The sequence below is a fragment of the Stenotrophomonas sp. YJH_SMC_110 genome (genome assembly GCF_059369255.1).
The window spans coordinates 1-17,457 of the sequence record NZ_JCAFSM010000011.1 but is presented as its reverse complement, the minus strand read 5'-3'; the positions used below and the strand labels follow the sequence as shown (position 1 = coordinate 17,457).

Genomic DNA, 17,457 nt, shown 5'->3' with positions numbered 1-17,457 from the left:
TGGCAATGGCGATGCAAACGTGAACCGCGCCCGAAGCGTTCAGAATTTACGGGTCAAGACCCAGCATGAGGCCGCCGATAAGGCCACATCCCCCCGTATTGGATACCCCATGAACTACTTGAGGAACGTCAGGGTTGCCTGGCGTCTTGGGCTGGGCTTTGGCCTGTTGCTGCTGCTGGTCGCCGCCGTGGTGGCCACCGGCGCCACTGCCAGTGTCGTGCAGAAGCGTGCGATGCAGCAGGTGGTCGACGTCAGCGTGGCCAAGGTGCGCCTGCTGTCGCAGATGCTCGATGCCAACAACCAGATGATGGTCGTGCGCCGCGAAATGCTGATCCGTCAGGGCGAAGACCGCGGCAGCGACGAGAAGCGCATCGCCGACCTGGTCAAGCGCTATGAGGCCAGCTGGACCGCCTACCAGGCGCTGCCCAGCGATGCCCAGGGCAAGACCATCGCGGAAACCATCGCGGCCAAGCGTGCCGTTGCGCGCCCGCTCAACAAGCAGACCAGCGAACTGATGGAGCAGGGTGATTACCCTGGCGCCGTGGCGCTGACGCTGGGCCCGGTGCAGGAAGCGGCCAACGGCTGGAACAAGGCGCTGTCCGATGGCGTGGACTTCGAGGAGAAGGAAAGCCGTGAGGCTGCCGCCGAAGCGATCCGCCTGGGCGAACGCAGCCTGCTGCAGCTGCTGGTGCTGGGCGGAGTTGCACTGCTTGCCGGCATCGGCGCCTCGGTGATGATTGGCCGCAGCCTGACCGGCCCGCTGGCGCGCGCCGTGAACCTGGCCGAGCGGCTGTCCAAGGGCCAGCTGGACCAGGAGTTCCGCCTCGGTGGCCGGGATGAGCTGACCCAGCTGGGCGAGGCCATGGCCAGCGTGCGGCAGAGCGTGCAGGCGGCGATCGGCGCGCAGCTGCAGATGGCTGAGCAGCACGAAGCGGGTGCGATCCGCTATCGCATGGACGACAGTGCCTTCCCCGGTGATTTCGGCCGCATGGTGCAGGCCACCAACAGCCTGGTCGAATCGCACGTGCAGGTGGAGCTGCTGATGGCCGAAGTGATGCAGCGTTACGCGATCGGCGACCTCAGCCGTGACCTGCCGGACTACCCGGGCGAGAAGGGCACGCTGACCCGCACTCTGGCCGCGGTAAAGCAGAGCCTGATGGCGATCAACGCGCAGATCGATGAACTGGCCCGTGCGGCTCGCGCCGGCGACTTCAGCATGCGTGGCGATGCTGCTGCGTTCCAGTACCAGTTCAAGGCAATGGTCGAACACCTCAACGGCATGATGGCCAGTTCGCAGGCCAGCATTGCCGATGTTTCCGACGTGCTGCGCGCGATCTCGCACGGTGACCTGACCGCACGCATGGACGGTGAGTACGACGGCGTGTTCGCGCGCATGCGCGACGACGCCAATACCACCACCGCGCAGCTGACGGGCATTGTGCGGGGCATCCAGGTGGCTGCCGACAGCATCAACAACGCGGCCCAGGAACTGGCCGCCGGCAACAACGACCTGTCGCGCCGCACGGAGCAGCAGGCGGCCAACCTGGAGGAAGCTGCCGCGTCGATGGAGGAGCTGACCTCCACCGTGCGCCAGAACGCCGAGCTGGCGCGTCAGGCCGACAGCGAAGCGCATGCCGCCGGTGCCGCCGTACGCGAGACCGAGCAGGCGATGGCGCAGATGGCCTCGGTGATGGGTGAGATCGATCAGTCCTCGGCACGCATCTCGGAAATCTCCACCGTTATCGACGGCATCGCGTTCCAGACCAACATCCTGGCGCTGAACGCTGCGGTGGAAGCCGCGCGCGCGGGCGAGCAGGGCCGTGGTTTTGCCGTGGTCGCCAGCGAAGTACGCACGCTCGCGCAGCGCGCCGGCGTCGCGGCCAAGGAAATCAAGGAGCTGATCGAAGACGCCGCTGCCAAGGTGAAGAGTGGCCTGGCGGTGACCGTTGAATCGGAAGCAGCGATCGCACGCGTGGCCCAGGCCAGTTCGCGCACCACCCAGCTGATGAGCGACATCGCAGCGGCCAGCAAGGAACAGGCCGCCGGTATCGAGCAGGTCAACCAGGTGGTGGTGCAGATGGACCAGGTGACACAGCAGAACGCGGCCCTGGTGGAAGAAGCCACTGCGGCGAGCCGCGCGCTGGAAGAACAGGCGCATGCGCTGACCACGTCGGTAGCGGTATTCAAGGTGGAAGGCGCAGTGGCTTCGGCCGTGCCGCGCCGTGCAGCCTGAGCAGGCTGCTGACCCCGTGACAGGAATACGGCCGCCTTGAGCGGCCGTATTTGCATCGCCCGCTCAGGCAGCAGGGAGGATCGCCCTCATTGTTCCAGGACGCTGCCGAGCATGGCCCCAAGCACGTACAGCACGCCAAGCGTGGGAGGAATCACCAGAAGGTAGACGGTGATCCAGGTCATTCCGGAAAGCCAGCGTCCCACGCCGATGACGTTGAGTGCTGCGGTCTGCAGCATCACCGGCAGTTGCATGAGGATGTAGGCGCTCTTGGGGTCGCTGTTGGACCGGGCATCGAGCACCAGCCAGGTGGTCAGCGCGAGATAGAGCGCGCATAGGGCAATGCCGGTCCAGCTGAGCCAGCGTGGCTTGCGCATGCCGCCTTCCTCGTCTGTCCGGGGCCATCAGGGTAGCGCCGCGAGCAGCGGCGTGCACTTCCCTGGGTCGAGCCGATAAGCGAAGCTGCGCGGCAGCGAGTCGTGCGAAGGGACCTGAGAGGTGAGCAATGTGATGAACGCCGTGATGCTCCCGATCGTGATGCTGCCCGGGCTGGATGGCAGCGGCCTGCTGTCGACATGCTTCGTGGAAGCGATGCAGGACGAGGGGGCTACCGTGCAGGTGCTGCCGCTGCCCATGCACGGGCCACAGGACTACGTTACATTGGCGTCGATCCTGCGCCCGCAGCTTCCCATCTCTCCCTTTGTGCTGCTGGCTGAATCGTTTGCCGGGCCGCTGGCTATCGAACTGGCGGTGGCTTCACCGCCGGCATTGCGCGGATTGATACTGAGTACGACCTTCGCGCGGCGACCGGTGCCGCTGCCAGCGGCGAGCGCACGCTTGCTTGCCCCTGCATGGCCACCGCCGCCGCTGGCGTTGCTGGCCCGGCTTCTGCTGGGGCATTGGCGGACACGCATGAACCTTCGCGAGCTGCGGCATGCGATCGCTGCGGTACCGACCGCGATCCTGCGGCAGCGCGCTGCGGCGACACTGCAGATCGATGTCCGCGCGCAGTTGCCGAAGCTCACGCTGCCGACGTTATGCCTGCATGCACGACAGGACCACCTGTTGTGGCCGCCCAGCGTGGCCGAGCTGCAGGTCTTGTTGCCCGATGCCCGGCACGTATCGCTGGAAGGGCCGCATCTACTGCTGCAGGCCCGTGCCGAGGCAGCGGCAGCCGAAGTTGCCGCATGGATGAGGGCGCTCCCCTCCTGATCGAAGACTCAGCCGCGTGCGCGCGTGCGCGCGGCTTTCTTCGCCGCCGCCTTGCGCACGGTCTTCTTCGCGGCCCGCGTCTTGGCTGCCTTCTTCGCGGCGGCGCTCCGCGCGGCGGCCGTACCCGCCTTCTTTACCGCTGCCTTCTTCGCCGTCTTCTTTGCGGCCTTCTTTGTCGCGGTCTTGCGAGCCGGTGCCTTCTTCGCCACCGCCTTCTTCGCAGGTGCCTTCTTCGCCGCCGTCCTCTTGGTTGCGGCCTTCTTTGTGGCCGATTTCCTGGCAGGCGCCTTCTTGGCAGCCTTCTTGCTGGTCGCCTTCTTAGCGCCCTTGCGGGCACTGCCGGCGCGCTTGCCGCCGCCGTCCTGCTTGTTCACGGTGGCCCAGGCAATGCGCTCGGCGGTGCCTTCACTCGCGCCGCGATCACGTTCGCTTTCCTCGATGTGCTCGGCCTGGCGCTTCTGCTTTTCGGTGTATGCGGATTTGTCACCACGGGGCATGACGATTCTCCTGTCGTTGTGGTCAGGCCAGCAGGCGCAGCTTGGGCTCGCGCGCCCACTGGCGGGTGGCGGCCGCCGCCAGGAATGCCTTGGCGTCTTCTGCTTCGACGATGCCGGGGTCGTTGCCGACGCGCGCCGCCTTCAGCAGCACCTGGCCGCCCGCGTCGCTGGCGATGGCCTTCAGGTGTGCCCACGCCTGGCTGACGAATTCGACGGCTGCACTCTCTTTCGACAAGGCCTTCGCGGCTTCAAGGCTGAGCACCACGGCTACTGCATCGAACACGGCTGACGGGGTGCCCGCCAGCTGCCCATCTGCCGCCTGCAATGCGCCATCGCTCAGCGTGGCGCCTCCCACTTTTGGCGCGACCAGCTTCACGTCTGCACCTGCCTTCCGGGCGGCCTTGCTCAGGCTGGCAATCACGCGCGCGTCGGAGCCTTCGTCGAACAGGATGCCGATGCAGCGACCCTGCAGGGTCGGCTTGTTACGCCCGATCACGCGCACCTCGGGAGCGGGCGGCATGTCCCGCACCGGCGTGGCGGTTGGGGCCGGGTCGGGCAGCGCAGGCAGGGCCAGGCCATCGGCCACGCGCTGCGCCAGCGCGTCATCGATGTTGCGCAGGTGGCTGACGGTGCGCACCCGCACCTTCAGCGTTTCCACCTTGGACAACTCGAACACCAGCGCCGATGCCAGGTGCGCCTGCTCCGGCTTTTCCAGGCTGCGGAAGAACATCCGGGCCTGGCTGTAGTGGTCGGCGAAACTCTCCGCGCGGGTGCGGCCCTTGCGGCCATCGTCGGCGCTGGCATGGCTGCGGAATCCGGCAGGCGTCTCGCGCGGGGTGTCGTCCTGCAGCGAGCTGGGATCGTAGGCGACGCGGCCCTTGGGCACCTGCATCTGCATGTGGCCGTCGCGCTGATGATTGGCAAACGGGCACTTCGGTGCATTCACCGGGATCTGGTGGAAGTTCGGGCCGCCCAGGCGCAGCAGCTGGGTGTCCAGGTAGGAGAACAGGCGGCCCTGCAGCAGCGGGTCGTTGCTGAAGTCGATGCCGGGCGGCACGTTGGCCGGGCAGAACGCCACCTGCTCGGTTTCTGCGAAGAAGTTGTCGGGCCAGCGGTCCAGTACCATGCGCCCGATCACCTGCAACGGCACCAGCGATTCGGGAATGATCTTGGTCGGATCCAGGTGGTCGAACGGGAATGCGTCGGCGTCTTCTTCGGTGAACAGCTGCACCGCCAGCTCCCATTCGGGAAAGTCGCCGCGCTGGATGGCCTCGAACAGGTCGCGGCGATGGAAGTCATTGTCGGCCGATTGCAGTTTCAACGCTTCGTCCCAGACCGTGGACTGAATGCCCAGCTTGGGCCGCCAGTGGAACTTGACGAACGTCGACTCGCCAGCCTCGTTCAGCAGGCGGAAGCTGTGCACGCCGAAGCCTTCGATCATCCGCAGCGAACGCGGGATGGCGCGGTCGCTCATCGCCCACATGATCATGTGCATCGATTCGGGCATCAGCGAAATGAAGTCCCAGAACGTGTCATGGGCCGACGCGGCCTGCGGGAAGGCGCGGTCCGGCTCCATCTTCACTGCGTGCACCAGGTCCGGAAACTTCATCGCGTCCTGGATGAAGAACACCGGGATGTTGTTGCCGACCAGATCCCAGTTGCCCTCCTTGGTGTAGAACTTGACCGCAAAGCCGCGCACGTCGCGCGGGGTATCCACCGAGCCTGCGCCACCGGCCACGGTCGAGAAGCGGGTGAATACCGGCGTCTTCACGCCGACCTCGGTCAGGATGCGTGCGCGGGTATGGGCTGCCAGTGATCGGGTCAGCTCGAAGTAGCCGTGTGCTGCGCTGCCACGTGCGTGCACGATGCGCTCGGGAATGCGTTCGTGATCGAAGTGGGTGATCTTCTCGCGCAGGATGAAGTCCTCCAGCAGCGTGGGCCCCCGAGGTCCCTGCCGCAGGGAGTTCTGGTTGTCCGCCACCGGAATGCCCTGGTCGGTGGTCATTGCCGGATGGCTGCCCCCGGCCTGCTGGTGCAGTTCATCGCCATCGCCCCGGCGGTGGCTTTCGGCAGGGACGGTTGCGCGCTTGCCGGTCGGCTTGCTGGCGGCCATGGACGTTGGCTCCGGATCATCAAAAGGAACCACGACACTGGAACCAGCCCCGTTAAACCACGGTCCGGCAAAGGTGAACGTACGGGCAAAAGCAGGCTCGGGTATGCTTGCCGCATGCGAGTCGAGCCCGCCGACATCGAAGCCCTGTTCGACGCCATCCCGGATGTGCTGTTCTTCATCAAGGACCGCCAGGGGCGTTACACCCACGTCAACCAGACCATGCTGCGGCGGCTGGGTCTGCGCGCGCGCAAGGACGTGATCGGGCGTACGGCGGCCGAAATCTACCCGACCGGCCTCAGTGCGGACTACGTTGACCAGGACGCCCGCGTGCTGTCCGGTGAGGTGATCGAGAACCTGATGGAGCTGCACCTGTTCGCCAACCGCGAACCGGGCTGGTGCCTGACCTGCAAGCGCCCGCTGGTGGTCGACGGGGCCATCGAGGGCCTGATCGGCATTTCCCGCGACCTTGGCCAGAAGGACAGCCTCGGCACCCAGTACGAGCAGCTGCGGCTGGCGCTGGCCCACCTCAACGCGCACTACGCCGAGAACGTGCGCATGCAGACCCTGCTGGACATCACCGGCTTTTCGCTGTCCAAGCTGGAGCGCAGCTTCCGCAAGGTGTTCCAGATGACCCCGCAGCAGGTGCTGACCCGGCTGCGAATCCAGATGGCCATGCATCTGCTGCATGGCGACGACAGCATCGCCTGCATCGGCCAGGCCTGCGGTTTCAGCGACCAGAGTGCCTTCACCCGCAAGTTCAAGGCTGAAACCGGTTTCTCGCCGCGTGCCTATCGTGCCCGTATCGGTGGGAACGTCGGCGAGCCGGCGCTGGCCTGAGCGGCCTGCTGCGCTGTGCCTATCCCCGTGGGCACGGGACAGGGTAAGGTGTCGCCCCTGTAGCCCGCCGCCAGCCCCGCCGATGCCCAACTCGATTCCGACCGCTTCGCCGTCCCGCCTCGGACATTCGCTCAAGCCCCGCCAGCTGATCATGATGGGCCTGGGCAGCGCCATCGGCGCCGGGCTGTTCCTCGGCTCGGGCGTGGGTGTGCAGGCGGCCGGTCCGGCGGTCCTGGTGTCGTATCTGGTCGCCGGAGCGCTGGTGATCATCGTGATGAACGCGCTGGGCGAGATGGCGGCGGCCAAACCGACCAGCGGCGCGTTCTCGGTGTATGCAGCCGACGCCATGGGGGCTACCGCCGGTGCCACCGTGGGCTGGCTGTGGTGGGTGCAGCTGGTGATCGTGATCGCCGCCGAAGCAGTGGGTGCGGCCGGGCTGCTGGCCACGGTCTGGCCGGCGATACCGGTACCGATGGCGGCGTTGGCGTTCATGCTGTTCTTCACCGCGATCAACCTGCTCGGAGTGAAGAACTTCGGCGAGTTCGAATTCTGGTTCGCCATCCTCAAGGTCGCGGCGATCCTGGCGTTCATCGCCATTGGCGTGGCGCTGCTGATGGGATGGCTGCGGCAGGTGACCTCCCCGGGCCTGAGCAACTTCACCGAACACGGTGGTTTTGCGCCGAAGGGCCTGGCCGGGATCGGCGCGGCGCTGCTGGTGGTGGTGTTCGCCTTCGGCGGCACCGAGATCGTGGCCGTGGCGGCGGCCGAAACCGAAGACCCCGAGCGCAGCATTGCCCGTGCCATCCGCACCGTGGCCTGGCGCATCCTGGTGTTCTACATCGGCTCGCTGAGCGTGATCATCGCCGTGGTGCCGTGGACCAGCGAGGCGCTGAAGTCGCCGTTCGCCGCCGTGCTGGACATCGCCCGCATCCCGGGCGCTGGTACCGCCATCACGCTGATCGCCGTGATCGCGCTGCTGTCGGCGCTCAATGCCAACCTCTACGGCGCCTCGCGCATGATGTATTCGCTGGCGCAGCGTCGCGAAGCGCCGGCCGTGCTTGGCTGGACCGACCCGCGCCAGGTGCCGGTGATCGCCGTGCTGGCCAGCGTGCTGTTCGGCTTTGCCGCCACGGTGATGGAACTGCTGTTCCCGGACCGGGTGCTGCCGGTGCTGCTGAACATCGTCGGTTCCACCTGCCTGCTGGTGTGGACGCTGTCGCTGGTCTCGCAGCTGGTGCTGCGTCGTCGCGCGGATCGTCTGGGTACCCGACTGCCGTTCCGCATGGCCGGTTTCCCGTGGCTGACCTGCTGTGCACTGGCGATCCTTGCGCTGATCTTCGGCCTGCTGCTGAGTGAGTCGCACACCCGCCTGCAGTTCCTGTCGATGGTGGCGTTGACCGCCACGATCGCCGCCAGCAGTGCCATCGCGCGGCGCATGCGCCAGGCGTGATTCTGTAGAGCCGACCCTGCGGTCGGCTGCTGTTTGCGCGATCGCCAGCCGAGCATGGGCTCGGCTCTACAACAGGAACACACTCCGCGTGGCACTGTGCAGGCAGGCCGTCATCGGCCCGCCGACCAGGAGTACCGCATGCTGCGCAGCCGTCCCTTCCTGATGTTCACCGGCCAGGCCGAGGCCGCGCTGGCCCTGTACGCCGAAGCCTTTGCCGATTTCCGGCTGCTGGCCCTGCAACGCCATCCCGAGGGGGCCGGCGCCGGCGTGCCGGGGCAGGTCCGCCAGGCCATCTTCCTGCTCGGTGGCACCCACTACCTGTGCTTCGACAGCCTGGACGTGCACGATTTCACCTTCTCGCCGTCGATCTCGCTGTTCGTCGAGTGTTCCGGTGCCGAGCAGTTCGAGCGCGCGGCACGCGTGCTGGGTGAGGGCGGCCATTGGTTGATGCCGGTGGGCGACTATGACTTCAGCAATCGCTACGGCTGGGTGCAGGACCGCTTTGGCGTGTCGTGGCAGTTGAGCCTGGGGCAGATGCCGGACCCGTGAGCGGATGCTTGTGGGTGTGGGCCTTGGTCCACACGCCCCATGAAAACGGCCCGCTTGCGCGGGCCGTTTTCTTTACCGATGCAGTGAGGAATCACGCCTCGACTTCATCATCCTTGTAGGCATCGACCGGGATGCAGGCGCACATCACGTTCTTGTCGCCGTACACGTTGTCGACACGCGCCACCGGCGGCCAGTATTTGCTCTGCTTCAGGCTGGCCAGCGGGAAGGCGGCCAGTTCACGCGGGTAGGCGTGGGTCCACTCGCTGGCGGTCACTGCGGTGGCAGTGTGCGGCGCGTTCTTCAGCGGGTTGTCCTCGCGGTCGAGGCGGCCGTCTTCGATCGCGGTGATCTCCTCGCGGATCTGGATCATCGCGTTGATGAAGCGATCCAGTTCGTGCAGCGATTCGCTCTCGGTCGGCTCCACCATCAGCGTGCCGGCCACCGGGAAGCTCAGGGTCGGGGCGTGGAAGCCGAAGTCGATCAGGCGCTTGGCCACGTCCTCGGCACCGATGCCGCTGGTCTTCTCCAGCGGGCGCACGTCCAGGATGCACTCGTGCGCCACCAGGCCGTTACGGCCGGTGTACAGGGTCTTGAAGTGCGGGGCCAGGCGCTTGGCGATGTAGTTGGCGTTGAGCTGCGCGACCTGGGTGGCCTTGCGCAGGCCGTCGCGGCCCATCATCGCGATGTACATCCAGCTGATCGGCAGGATCGAGGCGCTGCCGAAGCTGGCCGCGCTGACCATGCCGACCGGGCCGTTGTCACCCAGCTTGCCCGGCAGGAACGGGGCCAGGTGCTCCTTGACCGCGCACGGGCCGACGCCCGGGCCGCCACCGCCGTGCGGGATGCAGAAGGTCTTGTGCAGGTTCAGGTGCGAAACGTCCGACCCCCACTTGCCCGGCTTGGCCACGCCGACCAGGGCATTCATGTTGGCACCGTCGGTGTACACCTGGCCGCCGTGCTTGTGGATGATCTCGCAGATCTCCACCACCTCTTCCTCGAACACGCCGTGCGTGGACGGGTAGGTCATCATGATCGCGGCCAGGCGGTCGCTGTACTTCTCGGCGTTGAGGCGGATGTCCTCGACGTCGACGTTGCCGTTGGCATCGGTCTTGGTCACCACCACCTTCATGCCGCACATCTGCGCCGAGGCCGGGTTGGTGCCGTGCGCCGAATCCGGGATCAGGCAGATGTCGCGGTGGCCTTCGCCGCGCGAGCGGTGGTAGGCGCGGATCGCCAGCAGGCCGGCGTACTCGCCCTGCGCGCCGGAGTTCGGCTGCAGGCTGACCGCGTCATAGCCGGTGCATTCCACCAGCATCGCTTCCAGCGTGTCGATGAGTTCCTTGTAGCCCAGCGCCTGGTCGGCCGGCACCAGCGGGTGGATCTGCGAGAACTCCGGCCAGGTCACCGGGATCATCTCGGCGGTGGCGTTGAGCTTCATGGTGCACGAGCCCAGCGGGATCATCGTGCGGTCCATCGCCAGGTCCTTGTCGGCCAGCGAGCGCAGGTAGCGCAGCAGTTCGTGCTCGCTGTGGTGGGTGTTGAACACCGGATGGGTCAGGAATGCGGACTGGCGCAGCAGGCCGGCCGGCAGCGCATCGGCGGTGCTGGCATCCAGCGCGTCGACGTCGGCCTGCGCACCGAACACGGCGGCCAGTGCGACCACGTCGGCGCGGGTGGCGGTCTCGTCCAGGCTGATGCCGACCGAGTCGCTGTCGATCGCACGCAGGTTGTAACCGGCGGCGCGGGCCTTGGCGTGAATCTCATCGGCGTGCACGCCGGTGACATGCAGGGTGTCGAAGAAGTCGCCACCGACCTGCACGCCGGCCTCGCGCAGCGCGGCGGCCAGGATCGAGGCCAGGCGGTGGGTGCGCCGGGCGATGCGGGTCAGGCCTTCCGGGCCGTGGTACACGGCATACATCGAGGCCATCACCGCCAGCAGCACCTGTGCGGTACAGATGTTGGAGGTGGCCTTCTCGCGGCGGATGTGCTGCTCGCGGGTCTGCAGGGTCAGGCGGTAGGCCGGGTTGCCCTGGGCATCGACCGAGACGCCGATCAGGCGGCCCGGCATCGAGCGCTTGTAGGCGTCGCGGCAGGCCATGAATGCGGCGTGCGGGCCGCCGAAGCCGAACGGCACGCCGAAACGCTGGCTGTTGCCGACCACGATGTCCGCACCCCATTCGCCCGGGGCGGCCAGCAGGGTCAGCGCCAGCAGGTCGGTGGCCACGGCCACCAGGCCGCCGCGCGCGTGCACGGCCTCGACCAGCGCCTTGTAGTCGCCGATCTGGCCGAAGGTGTCCGGGTACTGCAGCAGCAGGCCGAAGGCTTCTGCTTCCAGTGCCTCCGCCGGGGTGCCGACGCGCAGCACGATGCCCATGGGCTCGGCGCGGGTACGCAGCAGTTCCAGGGTCTGCGGGTGCACGGCGTCGTGCACGAAGAAGGTGTCCGACTTCGACTTGGCCGAACGCTTGGCCAGGGTCATCGCTTCAGCTGCGGCGGTGGCTTCGTCCAGCAGCGAGGCGTTGGCGATTTCCATGCCGGTGAGGTCGGCGCACAGGGTCTGGAAGTTGATCAGCGCTTCCATGCGGCCCTGCGAGATCTCGGCCTGGTACGGGGTGTAGGCGGTGTACCAGGCCGGGTTTTCCAGGATGTTGCGCAGGATCACGTTCGGCGTGTGGGTACCGTAGTAGCCCTGGCCGATGAAGCTGCGCAGCACGGTGTTCTTGTCGGCGATCGCACGGATCTTCGCCAGTGCCTGCACTTCGGTCATCGATTCCGGCAGTGCCAGCGGCGCCGGCGACTTGATCTTGGCCGGTACGATGGCATCGGTCATCGCATCCAGCGACGCGTGGCCGACGACGTCGAGCATCTGCGCGATCTCGGCATCGTTGGGGCCGATGTGGCGCTCGACGAACGCATTGTGGTGCTCGAGCTCACGCAGGGAAGGGGTGTTCTGGGACATGGCGAAGGATCCGTCAGGAAAGGGCACACGCACGGGCACAAGCCGCCGGTCGGCGGTCTGCGGGGCGCCCCTCTGTCCTTTTGCCTGAGAGTTTGGAAGCGCGGAAAACCGCGGCTTCGTGCCCCTTCGGCGCCGGATCGAACCGGTCTCTCCAGAGTTGTGTTACGGGTGGTATCGGGCCTGAGCGATTACGGGCGTTGCGCCTTCGGCAGCGGTGTTCCGCTTCTCCCACCGTGTTGCCCGCCGATTATAGCCCGTTGCGGGCGCGCCAGCCGCCTGCGGGCCCGGCCGCGGCGCCTGAATGGCCGATGGCCCGCCCGTGCGTTTTGTGCACTGCTGCATGGCATCAGGCGCAATCCCCACCTATGATGGGCGGATACCCGAATTCATCTGGCGCCGTCCCTGCTGCAGGGGACTGGCGCCCGCCGTGCGTGCCGCGCATGGCCCTGCCGGACGCCTTCTCCATGACTGCCGCTGTTGCTCCTTCCACCCGCCGCATGGCCCTGCTGCTCGCCGGCCTGGCCATGTTCGGTCCGTTCTCGATCGACACCATCTTCCCAGCGTTCCCGCAGCTGGCCCAGCGCCTGGCGGTGGACGAGGTGGCGGTGCAGCAGACCATCAGCGTGTACCTGCTGTTCTACGGCCTGATGAGCCTGGCACACGGCCCGCTGTCCGATGCCTGGGGCCGCAAGCGGGTGATCCTCGGCGGCCTGGTGGTGTTCGTCGGCGCCTCGGTCGGCTGTGCGCTGTCCACCGATCTGACCACGCTGCTGGGGTTCCGCGCCCTGCAGGGCCTGTCCGCAGGCGTCGGCATGATCGTCGGCCGCGCGGTGATCCGCGACCTGTACCACGGTCACGACGCGCAGCGGCTGATGAGCCAGGTGTCGATGCTGTTCGGCATCGCCCCGGCGATCGCGCCGATCATCGGTGGCTGGATCCTGCTCAGCGGTGCTGGCTGGCCGCTGATCTTCTGGTTCCTGGTGGTGTTCGCACTGGTTCTGCTGGCGGCCACCGCCCGCTACCTGCCGGAGACCCATCCGCTCGAAGCGCGCGTTCCGTTGTCGCCGCGGGTGCTGATGCGTGATTACGTGCGCATCGGTTTCAATCCGCGCTTCCTGCGCCTGGCGCTGGCCGGCAGCATCGGTTTCGGTGGCATCTTCCTGTACATCTCCTCGGCACCGGTGTTCGTGATGCAGCACCTGCACCTGGGCGAGGGCGGTTTCGCCTGGCTGTTCATCCCCACCATCGGCGGCATGACCACCGGCTCGTTCCTGTCCGGGCGCATGGCCGGGCACACCACGCCCACCCGCCAGGTATCCATTGGTTTCGGCCTGTGCGCGCTGTCGGTGCTGCTGAACGTCGGCTACGTGGCGCTGGCGCCGCAGTTCGTGCTGCCGTGGGCGGTGCTGCCGATCTTCCTGGGTGGCATGGGCATGGCGCTGATCTTCCCGATCCTGGCGCTGGCGGTGCTGGACATGTACCCGCACCAGCGCGGCCTGGCCTCGTCGCTGCAGGCCTTCGTGCAGCTGATGATCAGCACCGTGGTGGCCGGCGTGGTGTCGCCGCTGCTCAGCGCCAGCCCGCTGCACCTGGCGTTGGGCCAGGCTGGGTTCTTCGGCGCCGGCTTCGTGTTCTGGTACTGGGAACACCGGCGCGAACGCGCGGCGCAGGCAGCCTGCACGGGTCACTGAGCAGCGCGCAGGGGTAGGGCAGGCTACGACGCCCGCAACGCTTGCGACGGGAAACCGCCGGACTAGGCTGGGCACTCCAGCCAGCCGGTGCACAGGTGCACGACAGCCAGCCGATCCACTGTCGTTGCATGAGGTTCCCCATGGCTGCGCAGCAGACCTACCGCCTGTTCGAGGTGGCGCTGAAGGAGCGCCGCGTTCTTTCCCCTTCCCTGGACCGCATGGTGTTCACCGGTGCCGACGTGGCGCGGATGACGACCGGAGGGCCCGACCAGCGCATCAAGGTGTTCTTCCCCTTGCCCGGCCAGGAGGTGCCGCAGGTCCCCAGCGGCGAGGACTGGTACCCACGCTATCGGGCCCTGCCGGACGATCAGCGCCCGCCGATGCGCACCTACACCCTCCGCCAGCTGCGTGCAGAGCAGGGCGAGGTCGATGTTGATTTCGTGCTGCATGGCGAGACCGGGCCGGCCTCGCGATGGGCCATCCATGCACGGCCGGGCGACCGCGTGGTGCTGCTGGCCCCGGATGCCGACTGCGCCGACAGCAGCGAGGGCTGGGAATGGAAGCCGCCGGCCGGCGTTGGCCAGGTGCTGCTGGTGGCTGACGAGACCGCGCTGCCGGCAGTGGCCGGCATTCTTGAGGAACTGGCGGCCAGGGTGGATCCGCCACGTACGCTGGCCCTGCTGGAAGTGGCGCAGGCCGGTGATGCGGTTCGCCTGAAGGCGCCGGCCACGGCCGAGCTGGTCTGGTTGCCGCGCGGGCAGGCGGCGTACGGGGCGCCTCTGTTGCAGGCGGTGCAGGCGCGCCTGGCCGCCTCGAGCGTGGTCGCTGGCGAAGAACTGGAAGAGATCGACGTCGACGCGCAGATCCTCTGGGAACAGGCCGATGCCAGCGTGGCGGGGCCGCTGTATGCCTGGGTGGCAGGCGAGGCGGGAGCGGTGATGGCGATCCGTCGCCATCTGGTCCGCGAGTGCGGGCTGGACCGCCGCACGATCACCTTCATGGGTTACTGGCGGCACGGGAAAGTGTTGGACTGAGGGGGTGTGAAGCGGTGTGGCGGGCGGGGGTGCGCTATCCTTGCGCCCCCCTCGCAGCGGTACCGCACCATGTCCACCAGCTCCAAGACCCGCCGCGACCAGCGCCGTCGCCAGGAAAAGCAGGCCGCCAACAAGGCCGCTGCCCAGGCCTCGCCGGTGGAGCCGCATGCGGAACTGCGCGACGCGCAGCGCACCCTGCTGGCCGGTGTCGTGCGCCGCGATGGCGAATGGGTGCTGGGCATGGACGGCCGTATCGCCGGCCACAGTGACTCCGCCGCGCAGGTACTGGCGCTGATCATGCAGGCCGGTGAACTGCACGAGCGCAACGGCACGCCGGTGCGCCTGATGTACTCCGATGCGCTGCGCGACGCCGCACAGGCCGAAGCAAAGGAAAAGGGCCAGACCTTCGAGGAGTTCAAGGCGGACCTGGCCGCGGCGATGGCGGCGAAGAAGGACAGCTGACAGGCATTCCGGTAGAGCCGGCCGCTGGCCGGCTGCCCGCGGGGTCTTCATCGCGTAGTTGCCGGCCAGCGGCCGGCACTACCAGGAAGGGGCGGATCCTTGCGGACCCGCCCCTTTTCTCATTTCGCCGCCGGTGCCGCGTTGGCCTGCCAGCCGCACATCTGGCCTTCGTTCTGCTGCTTCAGCCACTCGTTGACCGGCGTGAAGTACTCGATCATCGGGCCGGCATCGAGCTTGTCGGTGCCGGTCAGCTCCTTCAGCGTGGCCTGCCACGGCTGGCTGGCACCCTTGCTCAGCATCGCCCAGTATTTCTGGCCGGCTTCCTTGTTGCCGTAGAAGGTGCACTCATGCAGCGGGCCCTTGTAGCCGGCCGCGTCGCACAGGCCCTTGTAGAACTGGAACTGCAGGATGCGCGCCAGGAAGTAGCGGGTGTACGGGGTGTTGCCTGGCACGTGGTACTTCGCGCCCGGATCGAAGAACTCCTCGCCACGGGTACTGGCAGGCGCCACGCCCTGGTACTTGGCCTTCAGGCCCCACCATGCCTTGTTGTAGTTGTCGGCGGTGATCGAACCATCGAACACACCCCAGCGCCAGCGGTCGATCATCAGCCCGAACGGCAGGAACGACACGCCCGACAGCGCCATGCGCATCTGGTTGTTGATGACGGCTTCGCGGCTTTCGGTCGGCGTATCGACCAGGCCGATCGAGCTGAGGTACTTGGGGGTCATCGCCAGCACGATGGTGTCGCCGATCGCTTCATGGAACCCATCGTTGGCACCGCCCTGGAACAGCGGCGGCAGCGGGTTGTAGGCCAGGTCGTAATAGATGTGGCCCAGCTCGTGGTAGATGGTGGTGAAGTTCTCTTCGTTCGGCTTGATGCACATCTTGGTGCGCACGTCGCCTTCCATGTTCATGTCCCAGGCGCTGGCGTGGCAGACCACATCGCGGTCATCGGGCTTGATGAACTGGGTGCGTTCCCAGTACGACTGCGGCAGCGACGGCATGCCCAGCGACACGTAGAAGTCCTGCGCGCGTTCGGTCATCTGCTTGGCGGTGCGCAGTTCGGCCTCGCGCTGCGCCTTGTACTGCGCGGCCACGTTGGCATCCTTGCCGGCCTTGGCCAGCGCCGCGCTCAGGTTGGTCTGGTATTGCTTCTCCAGCGCCGCGGTGATGTCCAGGCTGCCGGCGCCCGGGTACGGTTCCAGCTGGTCCCACAGGTTCGACCAGTCCTGCTGCCACATGTTGCCCAGCAGGTGCGCGGCGATCAGGCCGTTGCCCACTTCGGCCTTGTCCTTGCCGTAGGTCTTGTCCAGCTTGCCGCGTGCGTAGCAGTGCAGCTGCTCGTACATCGGCTTGACCTGTTCCCACAGGCGGTCGGTTTCCGGGCCGATCTGCTCCGGCGGCATGTCATAGCCGCTGCGCCACATCTCGCCGGCATCGGTGAAGCCCATGCCCTTGGCGCCTTCGTTCACCAGGCCGACGAACTTCTGGTAGTCGCCGCGCATGTTCTTGGTGGTGCTGTGCCAGCCCTGCCAGGCGTCGAGCTGCTTGTCATAGTCGCGGCTGCGTGCCAGCACCTGCTCCAGCTCGCCCAGCTGGCGGCAGGAGTTCGGATCGTTGGCATCGGTGCAGTACTTGCCGGCGCCATAGCTGCCTTCCATGCGGGTGGCGATCTGGGTCAGCTCGGCCAGCTTGGCCGGGTCGCGCGGTGCCGGCATCGACGACATCAGCTTCAGCAGGTGGATCGCGCGCTTGCTGTCCTCGCTCATCGGCTTGCCGTCGAACTTCGCAGCCTGTTCGATCCAGCTGTTGAGCTGGGTCAGCGAGCGCTCGTTGGCCTTGGCTGCGATGCGTTCCGAATCACTGTTGATGTAGGTGGAGGACAGCCACTGCGCCGAGGTCATCTCCGGGTAGGCGGCCTTGAACTCGGCATTGATGCGGGCCACGAACTGGTCGGCGGTTTCGCCGGCCGGGGCGCTGCTGCTGGCGGTATCGGTGCCTGGGGCAGCTTCCTTCTTGCAGGCGGCCAGGGCCAGCGTGGCGGCGGCGATTGCCGAGGCCAGCAGGAGATGACGGTGTTTCACGGGCGGTCCTTGGGTGGTGAACGACGGCCGAAGGCTAGTGGGCAGCCGCTGCCTCCGCAAGTGGCGGAAGTCGGCCGGGCGGCGCCCGGCACCCGCAGAGGCCTTCAACAAACGGCAAAGCCGAAGCAACAGCAACAGCGGACTATCCGTGGTTTGGCGGGGCGGTGTCGGAGTGCGGGGACGCCGCAAGTACGTCCGTGTAGCAACTGTGTTGATGGAGGGGCTTGGCCCCTCCAGGAGACGGGCACGGTAGTGCCGGCCGCTGGCCGGCAGCCTTTGGTCTGCGCCCTGGCTGGCCTTAGGCAGGGACCAGCCCGTTTTCAGCGTCGCGCACCCGGG

General features: G+C 67.1%; 13 protein-coding genes and 1 riboswitch. Of the genes, 8 read left to right on the top strand and 5 right to left on the bottom strand.

The window, feature by feature from the left end; all coding sequences use genetic code 11:
• Window positions 1-109 precede the first annotated feature (109 nt).
• Window positions 110-2,233 carry a methyl-accepting chemotaxis protein gene (locus AC5P6H_RS17640; RefSeq protein ID WP_014648026.1) on the top strand — a complete coding sequence of 708 codons (2,124 nt, stop codon included), beginning with the start codon at window positions 110-112 and terminating at the stop codon, window positions 2,231-2,233.
• 86 nt (window positions 2,234-2,319) lie between these two features.
• Here AC5P6H_RS17640 and AC5P6H_RS17635 read toward each other — a convergent pair whose 3' ends face one another.
• The gene (locus AC5P6H_RS17635) at window positions 2,320-2,607 is read right to left on the bottom strand and encodes a hypothetical protein (protein ID WP_032960023.1); all 288 of its coding nucleotides are present in this window, start codon (window positions 2,605-2,607) and stop codon (window positions 2,320-2,322) included.
• A 133-nt stretch (window positions 2,608-2,740) separates the two neighbouring features.
• Here AC5P6H_RS17635 and AC5P6H_RS17630 point away from each other — a divergent pair, with 133 nt between their 5' ends.
• The gene (locus AC5P6H_RS17630; RefSeq protein WP_495202926.1) at window positions 2,741-3,442 is read left to right on the top strand and encodes an alpha/beta fold hydrolase; all 702 of its coding nucleotides are present in this window, start codon (window positions 2,741-2,743) and stop codon (window positions 3,440-3,442) included.
• 8 nt (window positions 3,443-3,450) lie between these two features.
• Here the strand turns inward: AC5P6H_RS17630 and AC5P6H_RS17625 are convergent, their stop codons facing one another.
• Window positions 3,451-3,939: a hypothetical protein gene (locus tag AC5P6H_RS17625; RefSeq protein WP_014648023.1), complete on the bottom strand. Its 489-nt coding sequence runs from the start codon at window positions 3,937-3,939 to the stop codon at window positions 3,451-3,453.
• Window positions 3,940-3,961: 22 nt separating this feature from the next.
• Window positions 3,962-6,052 carry a catalase gene (locus AC5P6H_RS17620; protein ID WP_049441934.1) on the bottom strand — a complete coding sequence of 697 codons (2,091 nt, stop codon included), beginning with the start codon at window positions 6,050-6,052 and terminating at the stop codon, window positions 3,962-3,964.
• A 114-nt stretch (window positions 6,053-6,166) separates the two neighbouring features.
• On the opposite strand from AC5P6H_RS17620, the gene AC5P6H_RS17615 reads away from it, so the two are divergent.
• The 3 genes from AC5P6H_RS17615 (at window position 6,167) to AC5P6H_RS17605 (ending at window position 8,888) form a co-directional block, all read left to right on the top strand.
• On the top strand, window positions 6,167-6,889 hold the full coding sequence (locus tag AC5P6H_RS17615; protein WP_014038112.1) for an AraC family transcriptional regulator: 723 nt from the start codon (window positions 6,167-6,169) through the stop codon (window positions 6,887-6,889).
• An 82-nt stretch (window positions 6,890-6,971) separates the two neighbouring features.
• Complete coding sequence (locus AC5P6H_RS17610) at window positions 6,972-8,339, top strand: amino acid permease (RefSeq protein WP_495202925.1); 1,368 nt, start codon at window positions 6,972-6,974, stop codon at window positions 8,337-8,339.
• Window positions 8,340-8,477: 138 nt separating this feature from the next.
• Entirely contained in the window at window positions 8,478-8,888 is a 411-nt protein-coding gene (locus tag AC5P6H_RS17605; RefSeq protein WP_005418291.1) for a VOC family protein, read from the top strand.
• 91 nt (window positions 8,889-8,979) lie between these two features.
• On the opposite strand, the gene gcvP is transcribed toward AC5P6H_RS17605, so the two are convergent.
• Window positions 8,980-11,847, bottom strand: a complete 2,868-nt coding sequence (gene gcvP, locus AC5P6H_RS17600; protein WP_032960028.1) for an aminomethyl-transferring glycine dehydrogenase — start codon at window positions 11,845-11,847, stop codon at window positions 8,980-8,982.
• A 62-nt stretch (window positions 11,848-11,909) separates the two neighbouring features.
• Window positions 11,910-12,012: riboswitch (glycine riboswitch) on the bottom strand.
• Window positions 12,013-12,311: 299 nt separating this feature from the next.
• Between gcvP and AC5P6H_RS17595 the strand changes: the two genes are divergently transcribed.
• The 3 genes from AC5P6H_RS17595 (at window position 12,312) to AC5P6H_RS17585 (ending at window position 15,034) form a co-directional block, all read left to right on the top strand.
• On the top strand, window positions 12,312-13,538 hold the full coding sequence (locus tag AC5P6H_RS17595) for a multidrug effflux MFS transporter (RefSeq protein WP_032960036.1): 1,227 nt from the start codon (window positions 12,312-12,314) through the stop codon (window positions 13,536-13,538).
• A gap of 140 nt (window positions 13,539-13,678) precedes the next feature.
• Window positions 13,679-14,572, top strand: a complete 894-nt coding sequence (locus AC5P6H_RS17590) for a siderophore-interacting protein (protein WP_049441930.1) — start codon at window positions 13,679-13,681, stop codon at window positions 14,570-14,572.
• A gap of 69 nt (window positions 14,573-14,641) precedes the next feature.
• The gene (locus tag AC5P6H_RS17585; RefSeq protein ID WP_014648016.1) at window positions 14,642-15,034 is read left to right on the top strand and encodes a hypothetical protein; all 393 of its coding nucleotides are present in this window, start codon (window positions 14,642-14,644) and stop codon (window positions 15,032-15,034) included.
• 119 nt (window positions 15,035-15,153) lie between these two features.
• Here the strand turns inward: AC5P6H_RS17585 and AC5P6H_RS17580 are convergent, their stop codons facing one another.
• Window positions 15,154-17,118, bottom strand: a complete 1,965-nt coding sequence (locus tag AC5P6H_RS17580; RefSeq protein WP_495202924.1) for a M2 family metallopeptidase — start codon at window positions 17,116-17,118, stop codon at window positions 15,154-15,156.
• Window positions 17,119-17,457: the final 339 nt, after the last annotated feature.

Excerpts from the sequence above, each read along its gene's own strand:
- AC5P6H_RS17635 (WP_032960023.1), bottom strand. The coding sequence starts at position 2,607 with ATGCGCAAGCCACGCTGGCTCAGCTGGACCGGCATTGCCCTATGCGCG.
- AC5P6H_RS17625 (WP_014648023.1), bottom strand. The coding sequence starts at position 3,939 with ATGCCCCGTGGTGACAAATCCGCATACACCGAAAAGCAGAAGCGCCAG.
- AC5P6H_RS17610 (WP_495202925.1), top strand. The coding sequence starts at position 6,972 with ATGCCCAACTCGATTCCGACCGCTTCGCCGTCCCGCCTCGGACATTCG.
- AC5P6H_RS17620 (WP_049441934.1), bottom strand. The coding sequence starts at position 6,052 with ATGGCCGCCAGCAAGCCGACCGGCAAGCGCGCAACCGTCCCTGCCGAA.
- AC5P6H_RS17595 (WP_032960036.1), top strand. The coding sequence starts at position 12,312 with ATGACTGCCGCTGTTGCTCCTTCCACCCGCCGCATGGCCCTGCTGCTC.
- AC5P6H_RS17585 (WP_014648016.1), top strand. The coding sequence starts at position 14,642 with ATGTCCACCAGCTCCAAGACCCGCCGCGACCAGCGCCGTCGCCAGGAA.
- gcvP (WP_032960028.1), bottom strand. The coding sequence starts at position 11,847 with ATGTCCCAGAACACCCCTTCCCTGCGTGAGCTCGAGCACCACAATGCG.
- AC5P6H_RS17615 (WP_014038112.1), top strand. The coding sequence starts at position 6,167 with ATGCGAGTCGAGCCCGCCGACATCGAAGCCCTGTTCGACGCCATCCCG.
- AC5P6H_RS17630 (WP_495202926.1), top strand. The coding sequence starts at position 2,741 with ATGAACGCCGTGATGCTCCCGATCGTGATGCTGCCCGGGCTGGATGGC.
- AC5P6H_RS17605 (WP_005418291.1), top strand. The coding sequence starts at position 8,478 with ATGCTGCGCAGCCGTCCCTTCCTGATGTTCACCGGCCAGGCCGAGGCC.
- AC5P6H_RS17640 (WP_014648026.1), top strand. The coding sequence starts at position 110 with ATGAACTACTTGAGGAACGTCAGGGTTGCCTGGCGTCTTGGGCTGGGC.
- AC5P6H_RS17590 (WP_049441930.1), top strand. The coding sequence starts at position 13,679 with ATGGCTGCGCAGCAGACCTACCGCCTGTTCGAGGTGGCGCTGAAGGAG.